The organism is Streptomyces anulatus (genome assembly GCF_014650675.1).
Lineage (GTDB): Bacteria > Actinomycetota > Actinomycetes > Streptomycetales > Streptomycetaceae > Streptomyces > Streptomyces anulatus.
The window spans coordinates 179,545-200,831 of the sequence record NZ_BMVK01000004.1 but is presented as its reverse complement, the minus strand read 5'-3'; the positions used below and the strand labels follow the sequence as shown (position 1 = coordinate 200,831).

At 73.0% G+C, this 21,287-nt stretch carries 16 protein-coding genes; 9 read left to right on the top strand and 7 right to left on the bottom strand.

Annotation, left to right across the window (positions count from 1 at the left end; genetic code table 11):
• Positions 1 to 75: 75 nt before the first annotated feature.
• From IE272_RS12520 to IE272_RS12510, 3 genes are read right to left on the bottom strand one after another with little or no spacing between them, the layout of a single operon-like run.
• Positions 76 to 900, bottom strand: coding sequence for an ATP-grasp domain-containing protein (locus tag IE272_RS12520; RefSeq protein ID WP_190006862.1), 825 nt, complete (start codon positions 898 to 900; stop codon positions 76 to 78).
• A gap of 33 nt (positions 901 to 933) precedes the next feature.
• Positions 934 to 2,187 carry a cytochrome P450 family protein gene (locus IE272_RS12515; RefSeq protein WP_073959597.1) on the bottom strand — a complete coding sequence of 418 codons (1,254 nt, stop codon included), beginning with the start codon at positions 2,185 to 2,187 and terminating at the stop codon, positions 934 to 936.
• Positions 2,184 to 3,485 (bottom strand): cytochrome P450, encoded by a 1,302-nt coding sequence (locus tag IE272_RS12510; protein ID WP_190006861.1) that lies wholly within the window; start codon positions 3,483 to 3,485, stop codon positions 2,184 to 2,186. The genes IE272_RS12515 and IE272_RS12510 overlap by 4 nt, the downstream gene beginning before the upstream one ends.
• A 312-nt stretch (positions 3,486 to 3,797) precedes the next feature.
• On the opposite strand from IE272_RS12510, the gene IE272_RS12505 reads away from it, so the two are divergent.
• From IE272_RS12505 to IE272_RS12475, 7 genes are all read left to right on the top strand, one after another.
• A complete protein-coding gene (locus IE272_RS12505) occupies positions 3,798 to 4,520 on the top strand; it encodes a response regulator transcription factor (RefSeq protein ID WP_007448426.1) in 723 nt (240 codons plus the stop codon).
• Positions 4,513 to 6,573: a sensor histidine kinase gene (locus tag IE272_RS12500; RefSeq protein ID WP_373304171.1), complete on the top strand. Its 2,061-nt coding sequence runs from the start codon at positions 4,513 to 4,515 to the stop codon at positions 6,571 to 6,573. Before IE272_RS12505 ends, IE272_RS12500 begins: the two co-directional genes overlap by 8 nt.
• Before the next feature lie 126 nt (positions 6,574 to 6,699).
• On the top strand, positions 6,700 to 7,200 hold the full coding sequence (locus IE272_RS12495; protein WP_056705759.1) for a hypothetical protein: 501 nt from the start codon (positions 6,700 to 6,702) through the stop codon (positions 7,198 to 7,200).
• Positions 7,201 to 7,306: 106 nt separating this feature from the next.
• Entirely contained in the window at positions 7,307 to 8,023 is a 717-nt protein-coding gene (locus tag IE272_RS12490; protein WP_190006860.1) for a class F sortase, read from the top strand.
• A gap of 237 nt (positions 8,024 to 8,260) precedes the next feature.
• Complete coding sequence (gene sph / locus IE272_RS12485) at positions 8,261 to 9,241, top strand: sphingomyelin phosphodiesterase (RefSeq protein ID WP_056705763.1); 981 nt, start codon at positions 8,261 to 8,263, stop codon at positions 9,239 to 9,241.
• Positions 9,242 to 9,369: 128 nt separating this feature from the next.
• Complete coding sequence (locus tag IE272_RS12480) at positions 9,370 to 11,283, top strand: hypothetical protein (protein WP_190006859.1); 1,914 nt, start codon at positions 9,370 to 9,372, stop codon at positions 11,281 to 11,283.
• A gap of 285 nt (positions 11,284 to 11,568) precedes the next feature.
• Complete coding sequence (locus IE272_RS12475; protein ID WP_190006858.1) at positions 11,569 to 12,384, top strand: N-formylglutamate amidohydrolase; 816 nt, start codon at positions 11,569 to 11,571, stop codon at positions 12,382 to 12,384.
• A 51-nt stretch (positions 12,385 to 12,435) separates the two neighbouring features.
• Here IE272_RS12475 and IE272_RS12470 read toward each other — a convergent pair whose 3' ends face one another.
• The 4 genes from IE272_RS12470 to IE272_RS12455 form a co-directional block, all read right to left on the bottom strand.
• Positions 12,436 to 13,680 (bottom strand): vWA domain-containing protein, encoded by a 1,245-nt coding sequence (locus IE272_RS12470; protein ID WP_190006857.1) that lies wholly within the window; start codon positions 13,678 to 13,680, stop codon positions 12,436 to 12,438.
• Positions 13,677 to 14,969, bottom strand: coding sequence for an AAA family ATPase (locus IE272_RS12465; protein WP_373304170.1), 1,293 nt, complete (start codon positions 14,967 to 14,969; stop codon positions 13,677 to 13,679). The genes IE272_RS12470 and IE272_RS12465 overlap by 4 nt, the downstream gene beginning before the upstream one ends.
• 117 nt (positions 14,970 to 15,086) lie before the next feature.
• Positions 15,087 to 16,532, bottom strand: coding sequence for a hypothetical protein (locus IE272_RS12460; protein ID WP_190006855.1), 1,446 nt, complete (start codon positions 16,530 to 16,532; stop codon positions 15,087 to 15,089).
• A 444-nt stretch (positions 16,533 to 16,976) separates the two neighbouring features.
• Positions 16,977 to 18,188: a L,D-transpeptidase gene (locus IE272_RS12455; RefSeq protein WP_098893057.1), complete on the bottom strand. Its 1,212-nt coding sequence runs from the start codon at positions 18,186 to 18,188 to the stop codon at positions 16,977 to 16,979.
• A gap of 243 nt (positions 18,189 to 18,431) precedes the next feature.
• Here IE272_RS12455 and IE272_RS12450 point away from each other — a divergent pair, with 243 nt between their 5' ends.
• Both IE272_RS12450 and murJ read left to right on the top strand, forming a co-directional pair.
• A complete protein-coding gene (locus IE272_RS12450; RefSeq protein WP_050359175.1) occupies positions 18,432 to 19,634 on the top strand; it encodes a lipid II:glycine glycyltransferase FemX in 1,203 nt (400 codons plus the stop codon).
• An 83-nt stretch (positions 19,635 to 19,717) separates the two neighbouring features.
• Positions 19,718 to 21,280 carry a murein biosynthesis integral membrane protein MurJ gene (murJ, locus tag IE272_RS12445; protein ID WP_229897289.1) on the top strand — a complete coding sequence of 521 codons (1,563 nt, stop codon included), beginning with the start codon at positions 19,718 to 19,720 and terminating at the stop codon, positions 21,278 to 21,280.
• Positions 21,281 to 21,287 lie beyond the last annotated feature (7 nt).

Sequence of the window (21,287 nt, the reverse complement as noted above, 5' to 3'; positions counted from 1 at the left end):
GGCGAAGTTACCACGATTGAATCTTCGGCAACCAGGATCTTCACACGCCCCGACGGCCCCGTCCGCAGCGCTGCCTCAGCCCCTGGACGCGGGCCCGGCGGGGCGGGGCCGCCGGAACGCCAGGTCCCGCTCGCGGACCAGGGAGCCGGGTCCCGCCGACCGGAGCACCACGTCCAGGGCACGGTCGGGATCGGCGGCGTACACGGTGCTGAACCAGGCCATGTTGGCCTCGACGACCGCCCAGACGGCGGCCCGGCCGGGGCGGCTCATCCGCCCGATGTCCACGACGACGCCTCCGGGCAGGGTGTCCCCGCACTCCTCGATGAGCCGGCCGGCGAAAGCGTGTGCGGCGGCCTCCTGGGGGTGACCGGACAGCGGGGCCGGGTCGAGCCGTCCGTGCACGGCGTAGCGCGATCCGGTGCGGATCTCGCCGTCGAGCAGGAAGAGTCTGAACTCGTCCTCCCAGGTGACGACTTCGCTGATCTGGACGAGCGGGTCACCGGAGCCCGGCGGAGGCTGCGGGAGACAGGCGCCGTGCCGGTGGACGGCGGCGGGGAAGCTCTTGTCGGTGGGCGGTTTGACGAAGAGCGGGCCGGTACGGCGGCGGGCCTCGGAGAGGGGCATCCGGCTGACGCTCCGGCCGGTGAAGGCGTCCGGAAGGGCGTCCAGCCACCCGTCGTGCGGCTCCAGGAGCGCCACCCCGAGCGGATCCGCGACCCGGGCGCCGAAGCGCGGGCCGCCGTAGTAGTGCCCGTCCGCCCTCTCCCGGTACCGCTCGGGGACTCCGCCGGCGGGCAGCACGGTCACCTCCATGCCGCGTCGGCGTGCCGCGTCGTACAGGAGGGTGGCCGTGCCGGAGCGATGCGGCGCGAGCGCCAGGAACCCCGGTCCGGATGACATACCGCCCCTTCTCCCGGCGCGCCGGTTCCGCCGTCAGCCCAGGAGGACCGGGAAGGCGGTCATGTCGTTCTGCGTCATCACCGGAAGCCTGGTGATCTCCTCGTCCGGGACGGCGAGGCGCAGTCCGGGGAAACGCGTGAACAGGGCGGGCAGCGCGATGCCGGCCTCGACGCGCGACAGGGCCGCGCCGGGGCAGATGTGCGGGCCGTGGCCGAAGGTCATGTGGCGGTTCCGCGTGGGGCGGGTGATGTCGAAGGCGTCGGCGTCGGCGCCGTGTTGCTCGATGTCGCGTCCGATGGCCCGGTAGGAGACGACGAGTCCCTCGCCCTTGCGGATCACCTCGTCGCCGACGGTGATGTCCTCGGTGGCGAACCGCATCAGCAGGTGGGTCGTGGGGGTGTCCCAGCGCAGCGTCTCCTCGATCACCGCATCCCAGCCGACCTCGCCGGCGAGCACCTTGCGCAGCTGGTCGGGGTGGGCGAGCAGGGCGCGTACGGCGTTGAGGACGAGTCCGATGGTGGTCTCGTGCCCGGCGGCGACCATGGCCTTGAGGTTGCCCACCACCTCCTCCTCGGTGAGCGGCTCGCCGCCCTCCTCGGCCAGGATCAGCGCGCTGGTGAGGTCGTCCGTGGGCCGGGCGGTCTTCTCCCGTACGAGGTCGGTGTAGAAGACGTCCAACTCGGCGAGCAGCGCCAGGCGTTCGTCCTGGGGGGTGAGCATGGAGAAGAACGCCTTGTACTGCCTGGTCAGCATGGCGTGCCGGGACTCGTCGACGCCCATGAGCATGCCCACCACCCGCATCGGCAGCGGCTGGGCGAAGACCGCCTTCAGATCGACGACCCCGTCGTCCCCCTGCGCGGCGTCGAGGGCGTCCAGCAGCTCCTGGGTGAACTTCTCGATCTCCGGGCGGATCGCCTCCAGGCGGCGGGGGGTGAGCGCCTGCGAGGTCTTGGTGCGCAGCCGCCGGTGTTCGGCCCCGTCGACGGTGAACATGGAGCGCCCGGCGTCGATCATGCCGATCAGCGGCCACGCGTGGGTCACCGCGCCGCTCCGCCAGAGGTCCCAGGCGTCGATGTCCTTCACCAGCCGCGCATCGAGCAGGAGTCGGCGTGCCTCGGCATGCCGGGTGACCGTCCAGGCCGGGACGCCGAGCAGGTCGATCCGGGCGAGGACCCCGGCGTCGCGCAGCCGTGCGGTCTCGCCGTCCAGGTCCTGGACCATGGGGTCGATGACGACGGTCCCGGCGCCCCGGTCGGCCGGCGCGGCGGCAGTGTGCGGGCAGTTCACAACGCGTCTCCTGTCGTGCGTACGGGTGTGAAGCGGACGGGCAGCGCGGTCGTCCCGCGCAGGAAGGCGGACGGCCGGCGGACCAGTTCGGTCGCGGGGACGGCCAGTTCGAGGTCGGGCAGCCGGTCCAGCAGGACCTCGATGCCGGTACGGGCGATGATCTCCGCGATCTCCTGGGCGGGGAAGGGGCAGCGGTACTCGCCGTGGCTGAACGCCAGGTGCGCGCTGTTGCCGCCCTGCCCGGAGCGGACGGCGGAGGCGGTGACCTGCTGCCGGATGTGCGGGTCGGCGTTGGCCGCGCCGAGCCCGAGGAGCAGCATGTCGCCCCGGGCGATGTTCTGTCCGCCGAGCCGGGTGTCGCGCGCGGCCCAGCGACCGGCCAGGATCTGGGTGGGGCCGTCCTCCCAGAGCACCTCGTTCATGGCCTCGGCGACACTGTGCCGGCCGCCGGACAGGGCGTCGGCGAACTGGTCCTCGGTGAGCATCAGCCGGGTGGAGTTGCTGATCCAGTCGGCGGTGGTCAGGTGGCCGGCGGCCGTGATGGCCATCAGGTCGAGCGCGTACTCCTCGTCCGTGAACGGTTCGGGGTGGGCGAGCATCCGGGAGGTCACGTCGTCGCCGGGCCCGGCCCGCTTGGCCGCGACCAGGCGCCGCATGTGCTCGCCGAAGCGCAGGTGCGCCTTCTGCGCGCCGGGGCCGCCGTCGGCGAGGTCCTTGAGCACCCGCGCGATGTCGGCTCCCTCGTCGTCGGGGAAGCCGACGAGCCGGGCGAGCACGAGGACGGGCAGCGGCTCGGCGAACTCGGCGACGAGGTCGGCCGTTCCCCGGCTGCACACGGTGTCGATGAGCCGGTCGGCCAACTGCTCGCAGTGCTGCCGGATCTCGAAGGGGTCCGCCCCTTCGAGCGCCGGTACGACCATGTCGACGTGCCGGCGGTGTTCGGCTCCCGCGGTGAAGTAGATGGACGGCATGGGGGTGCCCACCATGGGCAGCAGCGGCCAGTCGGCGGGGACGTGTCCCCACTGGTTCCACAGGGAGACGTCCCGGGGGAACAGCTCCCCGTCGCTGGTGACCTGGTGGAGCTCCCGGTAGCCGATCACCAGCCAGGCGGGAAAGCCGCCGGGCAGTTCGACCGGGACGACGGGCCCGTGGTCGCGCCGCATGGACCGGTAGAGCGCCTGCGGTTCGGTGGGGAAGCCGGGCCCGCCGAGCGCGACGGCGCCCGTACCGGCGCCCACCGGGCAGCCACCGCCGGTACCGGCCGTGGACGCGGGCGTGGCGGACGAGGGGTTCGTCATCGTACGGACTCCAGGGGCGGCGGCTTCGCGCGTTGCGACCATACGATCAACGCGGCACCACTATAAGGAGGTTGCGTGAATCGCCGGAGCTGTTCACGCTCATTTTCGCCCGAACTCCGAACGATTCGACCCCACCTTCCGCCCTTTCTCCTATGACATCTGCACGCCTTTGATCACAAGGTCGGCATCGGCGCGGAGGCCCCGCCGGGCGCAGGCGGCCGTCGGACCCGGTCGGTACCACGTCCGGGACGCGGGCTGCGTGGTGGCCTCCCCGGGCTCGCGCCGCGTTCCCGCCGCTCTACGATCGGGGGCGTGTGCGCAGACGTCATAGTTGCCGAGGACGACGAGAAGCAGGCCGAGCTCGTACGCCGCTATCTGGAACGGGAAGGACACGCCGTACGGATCGTGGGCGACGGCCTCGCCGCGCTCGACGCCGTCCGGCACCAGGAACCCGACCTGCTCGTCCTCGATGTGATGATGCCCCGGGCCGACGGCCTGGACGTGGTGCGGGTGCTGCGGTCCGAGAACCGCGAACTGCCCGTGCTGATGCTGACCGCCCGCTCGACCGAGGACGACCTCCTGCTCGGTCTCGACCTGGGCGCCGACGACTACATGACCAAGCCCTACAGCCCGCGCGAACTGATGGCCCGTGTCCGCACCCTGCTGCGGCGTACACGGCGGACCGCCTCTCCGGAGCCGGTGGCCGAGGACCCCGTCCTGCGCGTCGGCGCCCTCGTGGTCGACCCGGCGCGGCACCAGGTGTCCGTGGGCGGCGGGGCGGTGGAGTGCACCCCGGGCGAGTTCCGGATCCTGGCGGCCCTCGCGGCGGGACCGGACCGGGTGTTCAGCCGTCAACGGCTGCTGGAGGAACTCCACGGGTTCGACCGCTACATCAGCGCCCGGACCGTCGACGTGCACGTCATGAACCTGCGCAAGAAGATCGAACGGGCCCCGCGGCGGCCGGAGCGGCTGCTCACCGTGTTCGGCGTCGGCTACAAGCTCACCGACCCGGCGAAGGCCACCCCGCGTGCGTAGGGCGCGTGGCGGGAACGACGGGGTGCTCGGGCGCGGAACGGACGGGGACGGCGAGGGCACCGGGCGGCGCGGTCGGCGCGACGGCCGGCGGGAGACGCCGCGCCGGTCGCGGCTGCCGCTGCGCCGGAGCCTGCTGGGGCGGCTGCTCGCCGTTTCGGCGCTGGTGGCCGCGTGTTCGGTGGCGGCCACCGCCTGGATCGCCGTGCAGACCACCTCCGGCGCGATCAAGCAGGAGCAGGGGCAGAACCTCACCGCGGACGCCCGGATCTACGACACCCTGCTGGACTACGCCGCCCGCAACCCGACGTGGGACGGGGTCGGTGCGACGGTGCGGGAGCTGGCCCGGGAGTCGGGCCGCCGGGTCGCCCTGACCACGCAGGGCCGGCAGCCGCTGGCGGACTCCGCGACGGCGGCGACCGCCCCGGCGCTCCCGCCGCAGGCGTCCGCCGTGGTCGACCCGTTGTCCGTGGACACCGTGCTGGCGGCGCGCGGGACCGACGGTCAGGGCACGGCGGCCGACCGTATCGATCCCCGGGCGGTGGGCCCGTTCCGGCTCTCGGCTGCCGACAGCAAGACGTTGCGGCGGACCGCCGACGACAAGGTGGAGTGCCTGAACCGGGCGGGGATCGCCTCGGACGTGGTGGTCGGCGCGAGCGGCCGGCCCCGGGTGCAGATCGTGGGCAACGACCCCGAACGCGCGCTGGGCACCCGCTGCGACCTCGCCGCCCTGGACACGCCCACCCGTTCGGAACAGAAGGCGCTCGACGCGCTCACCGAGCTGGCCGACGCCTGCCTGAAGCGCCAGGGCCGCGAGGGCGTACAGCTGAACAGCGACCTGTCCTGGGGCGATCCGGCCTCCTCGACCGTGCCGGGCGAACCCGGCCCCCTGGTGCCGCGTGTGCCGCTGCCGGCGCCGGCGCCGGTGCCGACGCCGCGCGACGCCCCCGCGGAGGACACCGCGCCGTCCGTCGTGACGCCGGAGCGCACCGGGGAGAACGACCGGGCCATCGCGTCCTGTGTGAGCGCGGCCCGGACCGAACAGCTCAGCTCGTACGTGGCCTCCCCCGCCCTTCTCTTCATCGGCGACGAGGGCGGCGCGACGCTGCCCGGGTTCGACCTCTCCCCCGCGAACACCGCCAGGATCGCCGGGGCCGCGGCGCTCGTACTGGCCCTCACCGTGGGCGCGTCAGTGTTCGCGGGAGCCCGGCTGGTACGCCCGCTGCACGCGCTGACCGGCGCCGCGCAGCGTATGCGCGACGGGGAACAGCCGGAGTCGGTGCCCGTCTCGGGGGACGACGAGGTCGGACGGCTGGCCGCGGCGTTCAACGACATGTCCGCGCACCGGGCGCGGCTGGAGGAGCAGCGCAAGGCCATGGTGAGCGACGTCGCCCATGAGCTGCGCACCCCGCTGAGCAACATCCGGGGCTGGCTGGAAGCCGCCCAGGACGGACTCGCCGACCCCGACCCGGCGTTCGTCTCCTCGCTGCTGGAGGAGGCCGTGCTGCTCCAGCACATCATCGACGACCTCCAGGACCTGGCCGCCGCCGACGCCGGGGTGCTGCGGCTGCATCCCGGATCCGTCGAGATCCGGGAACTGCTGAGCCAGGTCACCGCCGCCCACCAGGCGCGGGCGGAGAACGCGGGCGTCACGCTCGCCGTCACGGCCACCGCGCCGGGGCCGGCCCTGCGCGCCGACCCGGTCAGGCTCCGGCAGGCGGTGGGCAACCTGGTGTCCAACGCCGTACGGCACACACCGGAGGGCGGGCGGGTGACGTTGCGCGCGTACGCCGCCGAGGAGGGTGACGGGACGGTGCTGGTCGAGGTGACGGACACCGGGTCCGGCATCCCGCCCGAGGACCTTCCCCATGTCTTCGACCGGTTCTGGCGCGCGGAGAAGTCCCGCAGCCGCCGCACGGGCGGCAGCGGCCTGGGCCTCGCCATCGTCCGCAAACTGGTCGAGGCCCACGGCGGCACGGTGGACGCCACGAGCGTCGAGGGCGAGGGGTCGACGTTCGTCCTCCGGCTGCCCGGAACGACGCCGTCCGGCCCCTGATGGGATGACCACAGCGTTCTGACAGCTTCTTCATATCTCCACGCCAGCCTGGCGGCATGCCCCGTCCCCGGTGCGAACCGGCATCCGGGACCGTCACGGGGCCGAGTATGGAATGGAGCCATCCGTATGACCGCTTTCCCCTCTCGCCGTACCCTGCGTGCCGCCGTCCTGGCCGCTGTCGCGGCCGGCGCGGTGCTGGTCCCGTCCTCCGCCGCCTTCGCCGACGCCTCCCCGAAGCCGTCGGAGCCCGCCGTGGTCGACCTCTCCTCGAAGCCCTCCGAGGCTCCCACGGAGACCCCGAAGGACGCCGCCCCGGCGGTCACCCCGCGCGGCGGCGTGGCAGCGGGCGACCGCCCGGCGCCCGCACCGAAGGAGGCCGGACCCGCGAAGGCCCCTGCCGTGACCCCGCGCGGCGGCGTGGCGGCCGGCGACCGTCCGGCGCCCGCGCCGAAGGACGCGGCCCCGGCGGTGACCCCGCGCGGCGGTGTCGCCGCAGGTGAGCGCCCGGCCGGCAGCGGTGACAACAGCACCGCGGTGCTGGCCGGTTCGGTGGCCGGGACCGCGCTGCTCGCGGGCGTGGGCACGATCGTGCTGCGCCGCCGCCCGTCGGCCGGCCTCGACGGCTGACCCGCGCCGCACACCACCGCTGATCGTGGCGTCGCCCCGCACCGGGGCGGCGCCACTCCCGCTCCCCGCCCGCACCGCCCCACCCGTACCGATCCCGGAGTCCTCTGTGCCGTCCCGTACGCCCCACCGCTTCCGGCGGACCACCGCCCTGTTGACCGCCGTCGCGGCCTGCGTCGCACTGGCCGGATGCTCGTCCGCCGAGCCCTCCGCGTCCTCCTCCGCCGCATCGGGTGCGCCTGCCGCCTCCGCCTCTTCCTCCGCACAGGGCGAGACGGAATCCGGATCGAGCGGAACAAGCGGATCGAGCGGATCAACCGCATCGACGGGACCGACGGGACCGACGGGATCCACCGGCTCGTCCGGCACCGACGAGCCGGACCAGCCGGCTCCCGCCCACGTCTCCATCCCCTCGATCGGCGTGCGGAGCGCCCTCATGGATCTGGGGCTCAACGCGGACGGCACGGTCGAGGTCCCGCCCGCGGAGAAGGGCATGACGGCGGGCTGGTACACCGGCGGATCCGCGCCCGGGGCGCCGGGGCCCGCCGTACTGATCGGCCACAACGACACCCGCTTCGGCCGAGCCGTCTTCCACGACCTCAAGAAGATCCGCAAGGGCGCCGAGGTGCTGGTCCGCGACACCGCGGGGAAGACCCTGCGCTTCACGGTCACGGGCAAGGAGACGGTCGACAAGAAGGCGTTCCCCACCGAGAAGGTCTACGGCCCGACGAAGGACAGCACCCTGCGGCTCATCACCTGCGACGGGGAGTTCGACGCGCAGGGCCATCCGGTCGACAACCTCATCGTGTACGGCGCCCTCGGCTGAACGTGGTTGCCGCCACGGGAATCATCCCCACCCTGACCATGCCTTCACCACGGCGCGTACTGATGTCACGGTCGGGACCTCGGCTCGGCGCCGCCGCGGGTCGGCAGTGCGCGACCGGTCGGCGACGGATGGCAGCCGGCCGGACAGACTCGTGCCACCCGATGTCTACCCGTGGGTAACTCCCGCTGCTTGGATGGGGTCGACCGGTACGCCCCCCACTCGACCACAGGAGACCTCGTGCCGAACACCGCGTTCCGCCGCCTGACCGGCGTGGCCTTGTCCGCCACCCTCGCCACCGTCACCCTCGCCGTGAACGCACCGCAGGCGACGGCTGCCGAGACCCCGTCGCTGCGGGTGCTCTCGTACAACGCGTTCATCTTCAGCAAGACCCTGTACCCGAACTGGGGCCAGGACCACCGAGCGGCCGAGATCCCGAAGACGTCGTTCTTCCAGGGCAATGACGTCGTGGTGATCCAGGAGGCCTTCGACAACGGGGCCTCCGACGCGCTGCTGCGGAACTCCGCGTCCCAGTACCCGTACCAGACCCCGGTGGTCGGCCGGAGCAAGAGCGGCTGGGACGCGACGGGCGGATCGTACGCGGCGGCGACGCCGGAGGACGGCGGCGTCACGATCCTGAGCAAGTGGCCGATCGTGCGCAAGGAGCAGTTCGTCTTCAAGGACGCGTGCGGCGGCGACTGGTTCTCGAACAAGGGCTTCGCCTACACGGTGCTGAACGTCAACGGCGCCCGGGTCCACGTCGTCGGCACCCACGCCCAGTCGACCGACCCCGGCTGCTCGGCGGGCGAGGCCGCGCAGATGCGCAGCCGGCAGTTCAAGCAGATGGACGCGTTCCTCGACGCGAAGAACATCCCGGCCTCCGAACAGGTCGTCGTGGCGGGCGACTTCAACGTCGACGGGCACTCGGCCGAGTACGCCTCGTTCCTCTCCGACGCCGGCCTGAGCGCACCGGAGTCCCGGACGGGCCACCCGTACTCCTTCGACACCCGCGACAACTCCATAGCCTCCGAGCGCTACCCGGACGACCCGCGCGAGGACCTGGACCACGTCCTGCACCGCACGGGCCACGCCAAGCCCTCGGGCTGGAAGAACGACGTGATCAAGGAGCAGAGCGCCCCCTGGACGGTCTCCAGCTGGGGCAAGAACTACACGTACACGAACCTCTCCGACCACTACCCGGTGATCGGCTCCGGCCAGTAGCCGCACCATCACGTCGCCGTCCCCTCCGCACGACGCCGGAGGGGACGGCGCCCTCGCCCGGCTCCTGCCGATTTTCCTGCCGATATATCGTGGCCAGCGCTTGTGTCCGGGAGTGCGAGAGGGCCGGTGTGGACGAGGAGCAGGACCAGTGGATACGGGTGCCGGTCGGGGACGACGCGGCGCGCTGGGCCACGCGGGTGCGATGCCGCCGCGTGCTGTTCGTCGTGCACAACGTCACCTCGGCGACCCGGCTGCTCGATGTCCTGCCACTGTTCGACGACGACCTCGGGGTGCAGCTCCTCGCCACCTGCACGGGCTCCTCGGCCTTCCGGTCGGGCGTCGCGGACCTGCTCGCGGACACCGGGCTGCCCGTACTCCCGTGGGAACAGGCCCTCGCGACGCCGGTGGACCTTGCGATCTCGGCCAGCTTCGGGGGTGAACTCGCGTCGATCCAGGGGCCGTTGATCATACTTTCGCACGGAATTGGCTACACTAAGAGGCTGGCCGCACCGAGCACCGAGCACCGAGCACCGAGCACCGATGCGGATGCAGATGCGACGGTCCTGCCCCGGAGTGCGCCTCCCCCCGTCTTCGGACTCGCGCCGGACTGGCTGCTCGCGGACGGTGTTCCCCTTGCCGACGCACTCGTCCTCTCCCACCCCGAGCAGTTCGACCGGCTGGCTGCCGCCTGCCCTGAAGCACTGCCCACCGCCGTGCTCGCGGGCGACCCCTGCTTCGACCGGATGCTGGCGGCACGCCCGTACCGGGACCGGTTCCGCAGGGCGCTCGGCGTGGGGCGAGGACAGCGTCTCGTCCTGCTCAACTCCACCTGGAGCCCCCAGTCGTTGCTGGGCGACGGCGAAGGAGAAGGAGCTCGGGGCACCGGCGGGGACGACGCGCTGCCCGCGCTGCTCCCGCGGCTCGCGTCGGAGCTTCCCGCCGACGAGTACCGCGTCGCCGCCGTCCTTCATCCCAACATCTGGCACGGTCACGGCCCCGGCCAGATCAGGGCCTGGCTGGACCGGGCCAGGCGCGCCGGTCTGGCGCTGATCGACCCGCTGGAGGACTGGCGCCAGGCACTGCTCGCGGCCGACGTGGTCATCGGGGACCACGGTTCCGTCACCTATTACGCCGCCGCTCTCGGCACCCCCGTACTCCTCGGAGCCGCGCCTCTGGACAGCCTGGATCCCGATGCGCCCGTCGCCGACTTCATCCGGACCGCTCCCGGACTCGACGCCCGGGCACCTCTGCGCGGCCAGGTGAACACGCTGATCGAGAGCCACGTCCCTCAGCCGGGTCCGATGCGCTTCACCTCTTCCGTGCCCGGCGAGGCGGCGGTACGGCTGAGGCGTGCCTTCTACGGGCTGATGGGCGCCCCCGAACCGCCGGGCCCCGCCCTGCTCCTGCCGCTGCCGCTGCCGGACCCGGAACCCGCTCTCCGTACGGCTCCCCTGTACGTGCTGACGCGCGTCCTCGCGGGGCCGGAGGTCGTCGTGACCCGGTACGCCGATCCCGCCCGGGAACCCGCCGGGGCGGGGGACGCCCATCTGGCTGTTCCTGAGGACACGCGCGATCCGGGGCAACTCGGCCTGGCCGACGTCGTCTTCCGGTGCGGCGCCCCGGACGACCCTCGGTTCGGCCCGCCCGGACGATGGGCCGCCGAGGTGCTGGACCGGCACCCGCACTGCGCGCTCGCGGCGTACGTCACCGGGCCCTCGTCGTGTGTCGTCCGGACCCGGGACGGGGTCCTGCTCCGGCTCACCTCGGGAGCGGAAGCCGACGCGGACCCGGCGGTGTACGCGTCGGCGGTGCACGCCTGGCTCGCGGCGGGCAGGACCCTTGCCGCGCTGATCGAGGACGGCCTGACCGTCCGTACGGGCCGCACCGGCCACCACGTGGTGATCGCGGCCGAGACGGACGGGCCGACGACGGGCGGAACGCGGCAGCGCCCCTCCCCTACTCCCGCGGACCGGAGCACCGCTCACGCAAGCGGCGCAGATACTCCACGTGCTGGTCGGCGTTCTCCTCGGACAGGATCCTGATCGCCTCGTCGGTCAGCGGCAGTGCCGCGGCGGGCTCCTCGGCGGCCAGCAGGATCTCGGCCAGGTCCGTGAGAGCCCGTGCGGTGTTGTACGCCTCACCGTTCGCCCGGGCAGAGGCCAGACCGCGGGTGTGCCCCGCCGCCCGCTCGTCGCGTGCGGCCGCCGCCGCTTCCGCACCGGCCTCGTCCTCGGGCTGCCAGGAGAACGGGACGGCCGTCCGGCGCCTTCCGGGCCCGGTCCGGGATGCTGGTGCGGGAACGAACGAAACACACCGAAGGAGTACGCGTGAGTGATCCGCAGCCGTTCACGCTCGTCCCGGGAGCTGCCGGCTCACCGGTCATCCTGCACGTACCGCACGGGTCCCGCCGCATCCCCCGGCAGGTGCGCGAAGGAATCACCTTGGACGATGCCGCGCTGGAGCGCGAGCTGGACCACATCACCGACGCCCATACCGCCGAACTGGCGGCCGCGGCGGCGGAGATCGCCCCGGCCGCCCCGTGGCGCTTCGTCAACAACCTCTCCCGGCTGGTCGTCGACCCGGAACGCTTCCCGGACGAGCGGGAGGAGATGCTCGCCGTCGGGATGGGCGCCGTCTACACGCACACCACCCACCGCGAACCGCTCCGCCCACCGGAGACGGACCCGGGCCCCCTGCTGGAGGCGTACTTCCACCCGTACGCCGACGCGATGACGGCGGCGGTCGAGTCGCGCCTCGCCGCCGCCGGCCGCGCGGTGATCATCGACGTCCACTCGTACCCGACCGCACCCCTCCCCTACGAGCTGCACGGCACCGGCCCCCGTCCGCCCGTCTGCCTGGGCACCGACCCGTTCCACACCCCGCCGGAGCTCCTCGCGGCGGCGGAGGCAGCGTTCGGGGGCCGCGTCGGTCACGGTGGCGTCGGGCGCGACACCCCGTTCGCGGGTACGTACGTTCCTCTCCGGCACTACGGAACGGACCGCCGGGTCACCGCGCTGATGATCGAGATCCGCCGCGACACGTACATGAGTGAGCCGGGCGGCGCGGCGGGGCCGGGGCTCGACACGCTGGCCGGGGCGCTGGCGGAGCTGGTGGGGGTCCTGGAGGTCCTGGAGGTGGGGTGATCGGCGGCTCGGGGGGGCGGGCCTGACACCTTCCGTACGGGTGCCGGCCGGCTACCCGATCTCCACCACCCGCGCCCATGCCGGCGGTCGCGGAGGGACGTAGTCGGGGTTGTTCTCGTCCCAGGAGCGGCGCCTGTGGTCCCTCGGGAACAGGCCGACGACCGTCCGGCACGCCGGTTGCGCGGCCGGCCAGGGTGTCTGCCCGTCGGTCAGGATCACGATGGCGTCGGGGCGGGGATGCCCCCGCAGCGCCTTGGCGAAGCCCGTACGCAGGTCGGTGCCGCCGCCTCCGACCAGCGGGATGCCCTCGGCCTGGCACAGCGGGTGGACGACCCGGGTCGCCGCGTCGCAGGCGAGGACGGTGACCAGGTCACGGCGTCCGCCCACGGCGCGGGAGATGGCGGCGACCTCCAGGAGGGCGCTGCCCAGTTCGGCGTCGCTGACCGAGCCGGAGGTGTCGATGACGACGGAGACCCGGGGCGGTCTGCGGCGCAGGCTCGGCAGGACGACGCCGGGCAGTCCGGTGGAGCGGCGTGACGGCCGCCCGTAGGTGTAGTCCTCCCCCGCGCCGGGACCCGAGGCGGCCGAGCGGATGGCGGCGCCCAGCAGATCCCGCCAGGGCTGGGGCGGATGGAACGCCTCCTCCGCCCAGCGTTTCCATCCCTTCGATGCGTTGCCCGGCCGGCCGGTGATGCCCTGTGCCACCCGGAAGCGGACCGCGTCCTGTTCATGGGTGCCGAGCCCGTGCGCGCCGTCGGGCCCCACGTCCCATTCCCTCTCCAGCCCGTCGGCGCCGCTTCCGCAGTCCAGCCAGGCGAGGTCCTGGGTACGGGAGCCGAGGCGGAACTGGTACAGGTAGTCCTCCATCAGCTCGCCGGGTTGCAGGTGCAGCGTCGACGGGTACACAGCGCCCTTCGGGCTGGCCAGGCCGTCGCCGTACACGTCGTCGTTGATCTCGCAGTCGGCGGCGATGTTCATCCGCAGCCGCTCCCCCGGCCCGGTCAGCCCGCGCTGCCGGGCGACCCGGTCGCTGCGGCCGTGGTGGTCGCGCAACAGGTGCGACACCTCGTGGACCCAGACCCCGGCCAACTCCTCGACGGGGGTACGGGCGACGAAGGACGGCGAGACGTAGCACCGCCAGTACCGGTCGACGGCCATGGTCGGGACCTGCCGTGACTCCACGGTGTGCAGGGCGAACAGCGCCGTCGCCAGATAGGGGCGGACCCTGGCTGCCTGGAGGCGGGCGGCGAAGAGTTTGTCCAGGTCGAGCGCGCTCGGCGCGTCCGTCGTCGTCATCGGCCCGCCGTCGCCTTCGCCTTCGCCGTGACCCGGGCCGCCGCCCTGTCCGCGCGCCCGGACAGGGACACGACGCCTGCCAGCTGTTCGATGGAGGCCGGTACGTCCCAGTCCTCCTGGCGCAGCGAGGCGAGGGTCGTCGCGGGGACGACCACCAGATCCGGAGCCCCGGCCTCCAGCGCCCGGACGAGCAGCGCCCAGGCGGCGTCCCAACGGGCCCGGTCCGGGCGGGTACGGACCGCCGCGACGACTCCGTCCAGCGCGGCCTGCCGGAGATCGCCGCGCTCGGGCAGCACGGCGCCCGCCGGGTCGGCGAGGAGGTCCTCGGGGTCCGGAAGGTCCATCCGGTCCAGGCTCGCCAGCAGCTCAAGACCCGGGCCGTCCCCGACCGTTCCCCTGACCAGCAAGGACAGCACGTCCCGGGAGGATCCGGCGGCGGTCGCGAAGGCGATCAGGTTCAGCGTCATGTCCCAGCTGCGCGGCGAGGGCCACGGGCCGCCCCGCCGTGTCTCCGTGGTGGGCAGCCGGTGGACGAGCGTGGGGCGGGCGGAGAGGAGCCCGCACACCGCGCGCCGGGCGAAGTCCACCGCCTCGGGCAGCCTTTCGGGGTCGAGGCGGGGCAGTGTCGCGCGGGGCCAGGTGCCGGCGAGTCCGCGTACGACGACCTCGTGGTCGTGGGTCCACTGGAGGTGGACGAAGCGGTTGGCGAGCGGCGGGCTCAGCTCCCAGCCGTCCGCCGCGGAGGAGCGTGGGTTGGCGGCGGCCACGATCCTTACGCCGGGCGGGAGTTGCAGCGCTCCGATCCGCCGTTCCAGTACGAGGCGGAGGAGCGCGGCCTGCACGGCGGGCGGTGCGGTGGAGAGCTCGTCGAGGAACAGGAGCCCCTTTCCTGCCCGTACGAGGCGGACGGCCCAGTCCGGCGGGGCCATCGGTACTCCCTGTTCGGCGGGGTCGTCGCCGACGATGGGCAGCCCGGAGAAGTCGGACGGCTCGTGCACGCTGGCGATGACCGTGGTGAGCGGCAGGTCCAGGGAGGCGGCGAGCTGGGTGAGCGCAGCGGTCTTGCCGATCCCCGGCTCACCCCAGAGCAGCACGGGCAGGTCGGCGGAGACCGCCAGGGTCAGCGCCTCCAGTTGGATGTCGGGGCGCGGCTCGGTGGTGGTGTCGCGGAGCAGGCTCATCAACGCGTCGGCGACGGCCAGTTGGGAGACGGGAGCTGAGTCCGTGGACATGGGAGCGGAGTCCGTGGACACGGGAGCGGGCGCGACGGACGGGGCGTTCGTGAGCATGAGTGATCACCTGAGGGTATGTGAGAGGGCGAATGTGCAGCGGTGGGTACGAAGGTGACGGGTAGGTGGGCGCGGGCGGTCGCGGTGCGGTGACCGACAGGCCCGGCGGCCCCGGGGTCAGCGGACGACTGTGTGACGCGGGCGCCGGGGCCGGCGAGGACGGGGGTCGACGGGACGGCGGGGGTCGGAGCGCCTGTGGATGGGGCCGGGACCGAGCAGGTCGGCCCGGAACAGTCCGTAGGTGATCCGCCGTTGCGTGGCGGCTTCCAGTTCGTCCCGCAGAGGACCGTCGCGCAGCAGTGCTCCAGGGCCGAGCAGCCCCTCGACGACGGCCAGCGCACCGGCGATGTCCCCGTGATCGAGCCGTTCTCGCACACCGGTGAGGCAGTCCGGCCGCCGGTGCGCCTCGTCGATGGCCTGGAGACAGGGCAGCGGAGTGCCGGTCAGAGCGACCAGCAGTTCTTCGCGGCGGACCTCGGCCGGATCGTGGTCCATCGGGGCGAGAACCCCTTCGACCAGGCCGATCCGGTGCTGCTCTCCCCGGCACTCCACGAGACGCGACGCTCCCGCCCGGCCGCCGGCATCCGGACGATGCGATGCCCGAGCAGGCGGAGGCAGGTCCGGCACGAGCGCCCGCGCGACCAGCGGGTGCAGTTGACCGGCCTCGATCGCCCCGGTACGGAGCAGGTCGAGGTCGGGCAGCACCCAGGTGGCCGCGTCCGGCAGCACCGGTGGTGTGGACGCGCCCGGGGCCGCCTCCGCGACCCGCGCGACAGGCTTCCCCCGGCCGTCCGCGCCGGCCTCCAGTTCCAGGAGCAGCCGGCGCCGGCCGCCCAGCCGCACGCTCACCGCTCCGCCCGGCCCCTGCCCCTCGGCGCGGAGCAGGATCGCCGCCTCCGCCGCCCAGCGGTCGACGGCGCAGCGCCGGTCCGGCGGGACAGCGCCCCACAGGTCCGGGTCGAGGGCTTCGGCGGCACGGGCGGACGGCAGGTCGTCGAGGCCGGAACGGATCCGTAGCTCATCGGCCCTGCGCGCGTCCCAGAGATGACGGTGCAGATCGAGGCGGAAGCGCCGGTTCGGACGCGGGTGCGGGTGACGGCGGGCGGTGGGCTCGGTGTGCGACCCGTCCCACAGTGCGAGGCTGATCCGCTGCCCGGCGTCCGCCCAGGCGGGCGGGGTCCGGACGACCAGGTGCAGAGGGGCCGGTCCGTCGCGCTCCGGCGGGTCGTAGCGGGCCAGTTCGAGCGTCAGCCCCGGGCGCAGCAGCCCGTGCGGGGCGATCCTCGGCAGGTGCCAGCGCAGCAGGTCAGGAGCCAGATGGCGCAGGTCCGCCCGGATGCGGGCGGCGAGTTCCCGGCCGTGGCTGCGCACCACGGACCGGAGGCGGAAATCGATGTCGACGCCTGCTGCGGCGCACGCTCCTGCCCAGTCCCCGGCCTCACGGCGGGCGGTCGCAGTCTCGATCATCGAGGCAGGCACGGCGAACTCGCGCACGCGCGGCCAGAAGGACGGGGAGGACAGGGGGGACGGGTGGGAATCCCGGTTCGCGGTCGAAGGGAGCATCAGCACTCACCTTGCGCGGACGGGTCCCCCAATCTGTTCATGGAGTGATTCATCGCGGGGAGCCTAGCTCCGGTCGGCGGGATCTGCCAGGACCTTTTCCCGTGACGGAACGCGGTACGACCGGAGCAGGGCGCCCACATCGCCCCTGAGCAGCACTGACGAGCCACTCCGCTGCCCGGAACAGGACCGCTCGTCCCTCGCCCCGCGCCGCCGGTGGACATCGCACACTCCCACCGGCCAGACTCGTCCCAATGACGTCGTGGTCGGCCCCGCACACGTCGACCGCATCCGCACAACCCCCGGGGGAACGGTGTCACCACGGGTGATCGCCGTTCGGTACGAACTGCTGGAGGGGCTCGACAGCCAGCGGAACCGGACGGAATGGTGGAGCGGGTGCGCGGCTGGCTCGACAGCGGCATCGCCGCAGGCGAGATCGGAGTCAGCTCAGCGCAACGCGCTCCTCCCCTGCCACTCGGCCCACGAGACGTTCCACGCGCCGAAGCCGTTCCCGGGCGCGACCACGCCCTTGGTGTCCTTGCCGGTGATCTCGAACGGGTCGCCGGGCCGCACCTGCCCGTAGAACCAGGCAGCGTCCGCGTCGCTCATTCCTATGCACCCGGAACTGCGGTTGGCCCTGCCCAGATGGCGGGCGTTCCACGGGGCGGCGTGCGCGTACATGCCCGACCAGGTCAACCGCATCGAGTGGTCGACCATCTTGTCGTAGGCGTCGGCAAGGCCCACGGTCTCGGAGTTCATGTTGATCGTGCCCTCCTTGGCCATGAGCACGGCGGTTCCTCGCCAGGATCGTTTGTCGCCGCCGGGGGTGCCGCCGGAGACCGGGATGCGGCGGACGGTCCTTCCGTCCCGTACGAGGGAGAGCCGATGGCGGTCGAGGTCGACCTCGACGATCTGCCGGGCGCCGACGGTGAAGGACGTCGTGTAGTCGCGTACGAACCAGCCGCCGTCCGGGCCCGAGTCGGTGCCGTTCAACTCGGCGTTCAGCCTGACCTCGGTCCCCGGCTTCCAGTACGTCCGGGGCCGCCAGTCCACCCGGTCCCGGCCCGACCAGTCGCGTATCCAGCCCCAGGAGCCCTCGGTGTCGTCGGAGGTGGTGACCTTGAGCTGCTTCTCGACCTCGGCCCGGTTCCTGACCGGGTGGTCGAAGACCAGGGAGATCGGCTGGGCGACGCCGACGGTGGTTGCGGCGCCCGGTCTCCAGTCGACCTTGTTGACCTTGTCCGCCTTCGCCGTGGTGAAGGCGGCCCGGGCGCTCCGGGCGGTTCCGCCCACGCTCCGGGTCGCAGCCGTCACCTCGTACTCCGTACCGGGTGCGGACGTGCGGTCGGAGACCCAGGACCGGCCGTCGGCGGCGGTCTTTCCGGTGAGCCGGTGGCCCTCGGCGTCGGTGACGGTCACCGAGGTGAGGCTGCCGCCCGAAACCGTGACGCGTACGGGCTCACCGGCCTGGATCTGCTTGCCCGCGGGCGTGACGGAGACCGTGACGGGGCGGTCGTCGGGGCTCGGCGTCACCTCGGCGACCGGGGCGGCGGGAGAAGCGCTCGACGAGCATGCGGCGAGCGGTGCCAGCAGAGCGGCCGCGACGGCGGCCCGGACGCGGGCATGGATGCGTGCGGGTGTGCGTGACGAGCGGGACAACAGGACCTCCGGGAGAGCCGCGAGAGAGCCGGACGAGTCGGCGATGCTGCGACTGTAGAGCCGGAAAAGCCGAGGTCAGACGCTGTGGAGCGATGTGACGGCGACTGGTGAGGAACGGTCATGGTCCGGTCACATTCGGCGGTCGGAGCGGTCATGAAGCGCTGTGAGCATCCTCTGCATCCCCGCGAACGATCCGGGGAGCCGTCCCCGCGACAGCGTCCGGGGAGAAGGAGAGGCCAGACCGTGTCAGCGCTGCTCGTGCCGTCGTCGTCCAGCCCCGTGCCCCGAGCCCGGAACCGGGACGTGGCCCTGGGAACCATCACCCCGAAGACCTACCGCGCCTTCCTCGCGTCCCCCGAAGGCCGGGCCCTCGGCGCCGGCTTCCTCCAGTGCCCTTCCTGGGCGGGCGTCAAGGAGGGATGGGGCTCCCAACTGATCGGCTGGGGACCGGATCCGGAGGCGGGCGAACTGACGGGCGTGGCCCTGGTGCTGCTGCGTCAGTTCCCCGGTACGCACAAGTACTTCGCCTACCTCCCCGAAGGACCCGTCGCCGACTGGAGCGACCCCGATGTCGACGACTGGCTCGATCCGCTCCTGGGGCACCTGCGCCGTGCGGGCGCCTTCGCCGTGCGCATCGGCCCGTCGCCCGCCTACCGGTGCTGGGACGCCGCCCGGCTGAAGGCGCTCACCGGCCCGGGCCGACGCCTCGGCGACGTCCTGGCCAGCGAGGTCGACCCCCTCGGCTCCGCCGTCGCCGACCGACTGCGGGTCAGGGGCTGGCGCCGCTGCGGTGGCGACGGGACCGGGCAGGGCGGGGACGCCCAGCCCCGCCATGTCTTCCGGGTGCCGCTCGCCGGACGCACCACGGACGACGTGTGGGCCGGGCTCAACCAGGAGTGGCGACGCAATGTGCGCCGGGCCCGGAAAGAGGGCGTGGAGGTGGTGGTCGGCAGTGCGGCGGACCTTCCCGAGTTCTGCCGGCTGCTCGCCGTCACAGAGCGACGCGACGGATTCCGCCTCGGCCGCTCGCTCGCCTACTACGAGCGCCAGTACGCCGCGCTCAACGCCGAGGAACCGGGTCGGATGAAGCTGTACCTGGCCCGTCACCGTGGCGAGATCCTGGCCGCCCACACACTGATCACCGTGGGCCGCCGCGCCTGGTACCAGACCGGCGCCTCCGCCGACCACCGCCGCGAGGTCCGGCCCTCCAACGCCCTTCAATGGCGGATGCTGCTGGATGCCCACGCCCTCGGGGCGGACGTCTACGACATGCGCGGGGTTGCCTCCACTCTCGATCCGGAAGAACACGGCTACGGATTGCTGCGGTGGAAACTCGGCACCGGTGGGCAGGTCGTCGAGACGTTGGGGGAATGGGAGAGGCCCTTGGGGGGCAGCGCCAACCTCGTGCTTCACCGTGCCTTCCAGGCGTACCTGAACCGCCGATGAAGCGGACATCGCCGTCGACACACACCGCCGCGGACCGTCCGGAAGCCGGGGCGGCAGTCTCTGCTCCGCGCGGCAGCGCCGTCATGGCCGCCGGATCCGTCGTCTCCCGCGCCACCGGTTTCGCCCGGTCCGCCGTGGTCGCGGCGGCTCTGGGCACCATCGGGCCGAGCGCCGACGGCTACGCGGTCGGCAACGCCCTGCCCACCATCGTCTACATGCTGCTGCTGGGCGGCGCGCTGAACGCCGTCTTCGTTCCCGAGCTGGTCCGGGCCGCGAAGGAGCACCCCGACGCGGGGGCCGCGTACACCGACCGGCTGGTCACCGTCTGCGTCGTCGCCCTGCTGGTCATCACGGCGACCGCGGTGTGGGCCGCCCCCACCATCGTCGACGTGTACACCGACTACACCGGCCGACAGGCGGCCATGACCATCGCGCTGGCCCGCTACTGCCTGCCCCAGATCTTCTTCCTCGGACTGTTCACGCTGCTCGGCCAGATACTCAACGCACGGGGCCGGTTCGGCGCGATGATGTGGGCGCCGGCCCTGAACAACATCGTCGTGATGGCTGTCTTCGGGCTGTACCTGGCCCTGTCCCTGGGGGGCGGCGACACCCTCACACCGACCGGGACCGCCCTGCTCGGCTGGGGCACGACCGCGGGCATCGCCGTCCAGGCACTCGCCCTCGTCCCGGCCCTGCGCGCCGCCCGCTTCCGCTGGCGGCCCCGCTTCGCCCGACGCGGCAGCGGACTGACCCGCCCCCTGCGAGCGGCCGGATGGCTGGTGCTGCTGGTCCTCGCCAACCAGGCCGCCTACTGGGTCACCACCCGGCTCGCCACGAACGCCGGCCTCGACGGCGGACCAGGATTCGGTGCCTACAACAACGCCTACGCCCTGTGGGTCGTACCGCACGGCGTCATCACCGTGTCCGTGGTGACCGCGCTCCTGCCCCGGATGAGTGCGGCGGCGGCCGACGGGGACACCACCGCCCTGCGGCACGACGTCTCCCACGCTCTGCGGGTCTGCGCGGCCTTCGTCGTACCCGCCGCCTGCGCGCTGCTCGCCCTCGCCGGGCCGGTGACGTCCCTCGTCTTCGGATACGGCAGGACCAGCGCCGCCGACACGGCCGCCCTGGCCGGAATCCTGATGGCCTTCGCACCGGGACTGATCGCCCTGTCGGGCCAGTACGTCCTGTCCCGCGCCTTCTACGCGCTCTCCGACACCCGTACGCCGTTCCTGCTCAACCTGGTGATCGTCGTCCTCAACGCGGGACTGTCCGTGGCCGCCTCGCACGTGCTGCCGGCGCGCTGGGCCGTCACGGGCATGGCGGCGGCCCACTCGCTGGCTCTGTGCGCGGGCTGGGCGCTGACCGGCAGGGTGCTGAACCGTCGGCTCGACGTCGTACGCCCCCTGCGGCGGTCGTCCTCCGCGGCCGCCCACGCACGCCTGCTGGTCGCCGCCGTCCCCGCCACCGCGCTCGGCCACCTCGCGGCCCTCGGCGCGGCACGGGCGGGAGCCCTGGCCGCCACCGTCGCCGGCGCGGCCGTCGTCGTCCTCACCTTCGCCCTGCTCGCCCGTCCGCTGCGGCTCGCCGAACTGAACGCTCTGTTCCTGCGTGTAGACATGCGGCGGACCCGGACCCGGAGCTGACCACCAT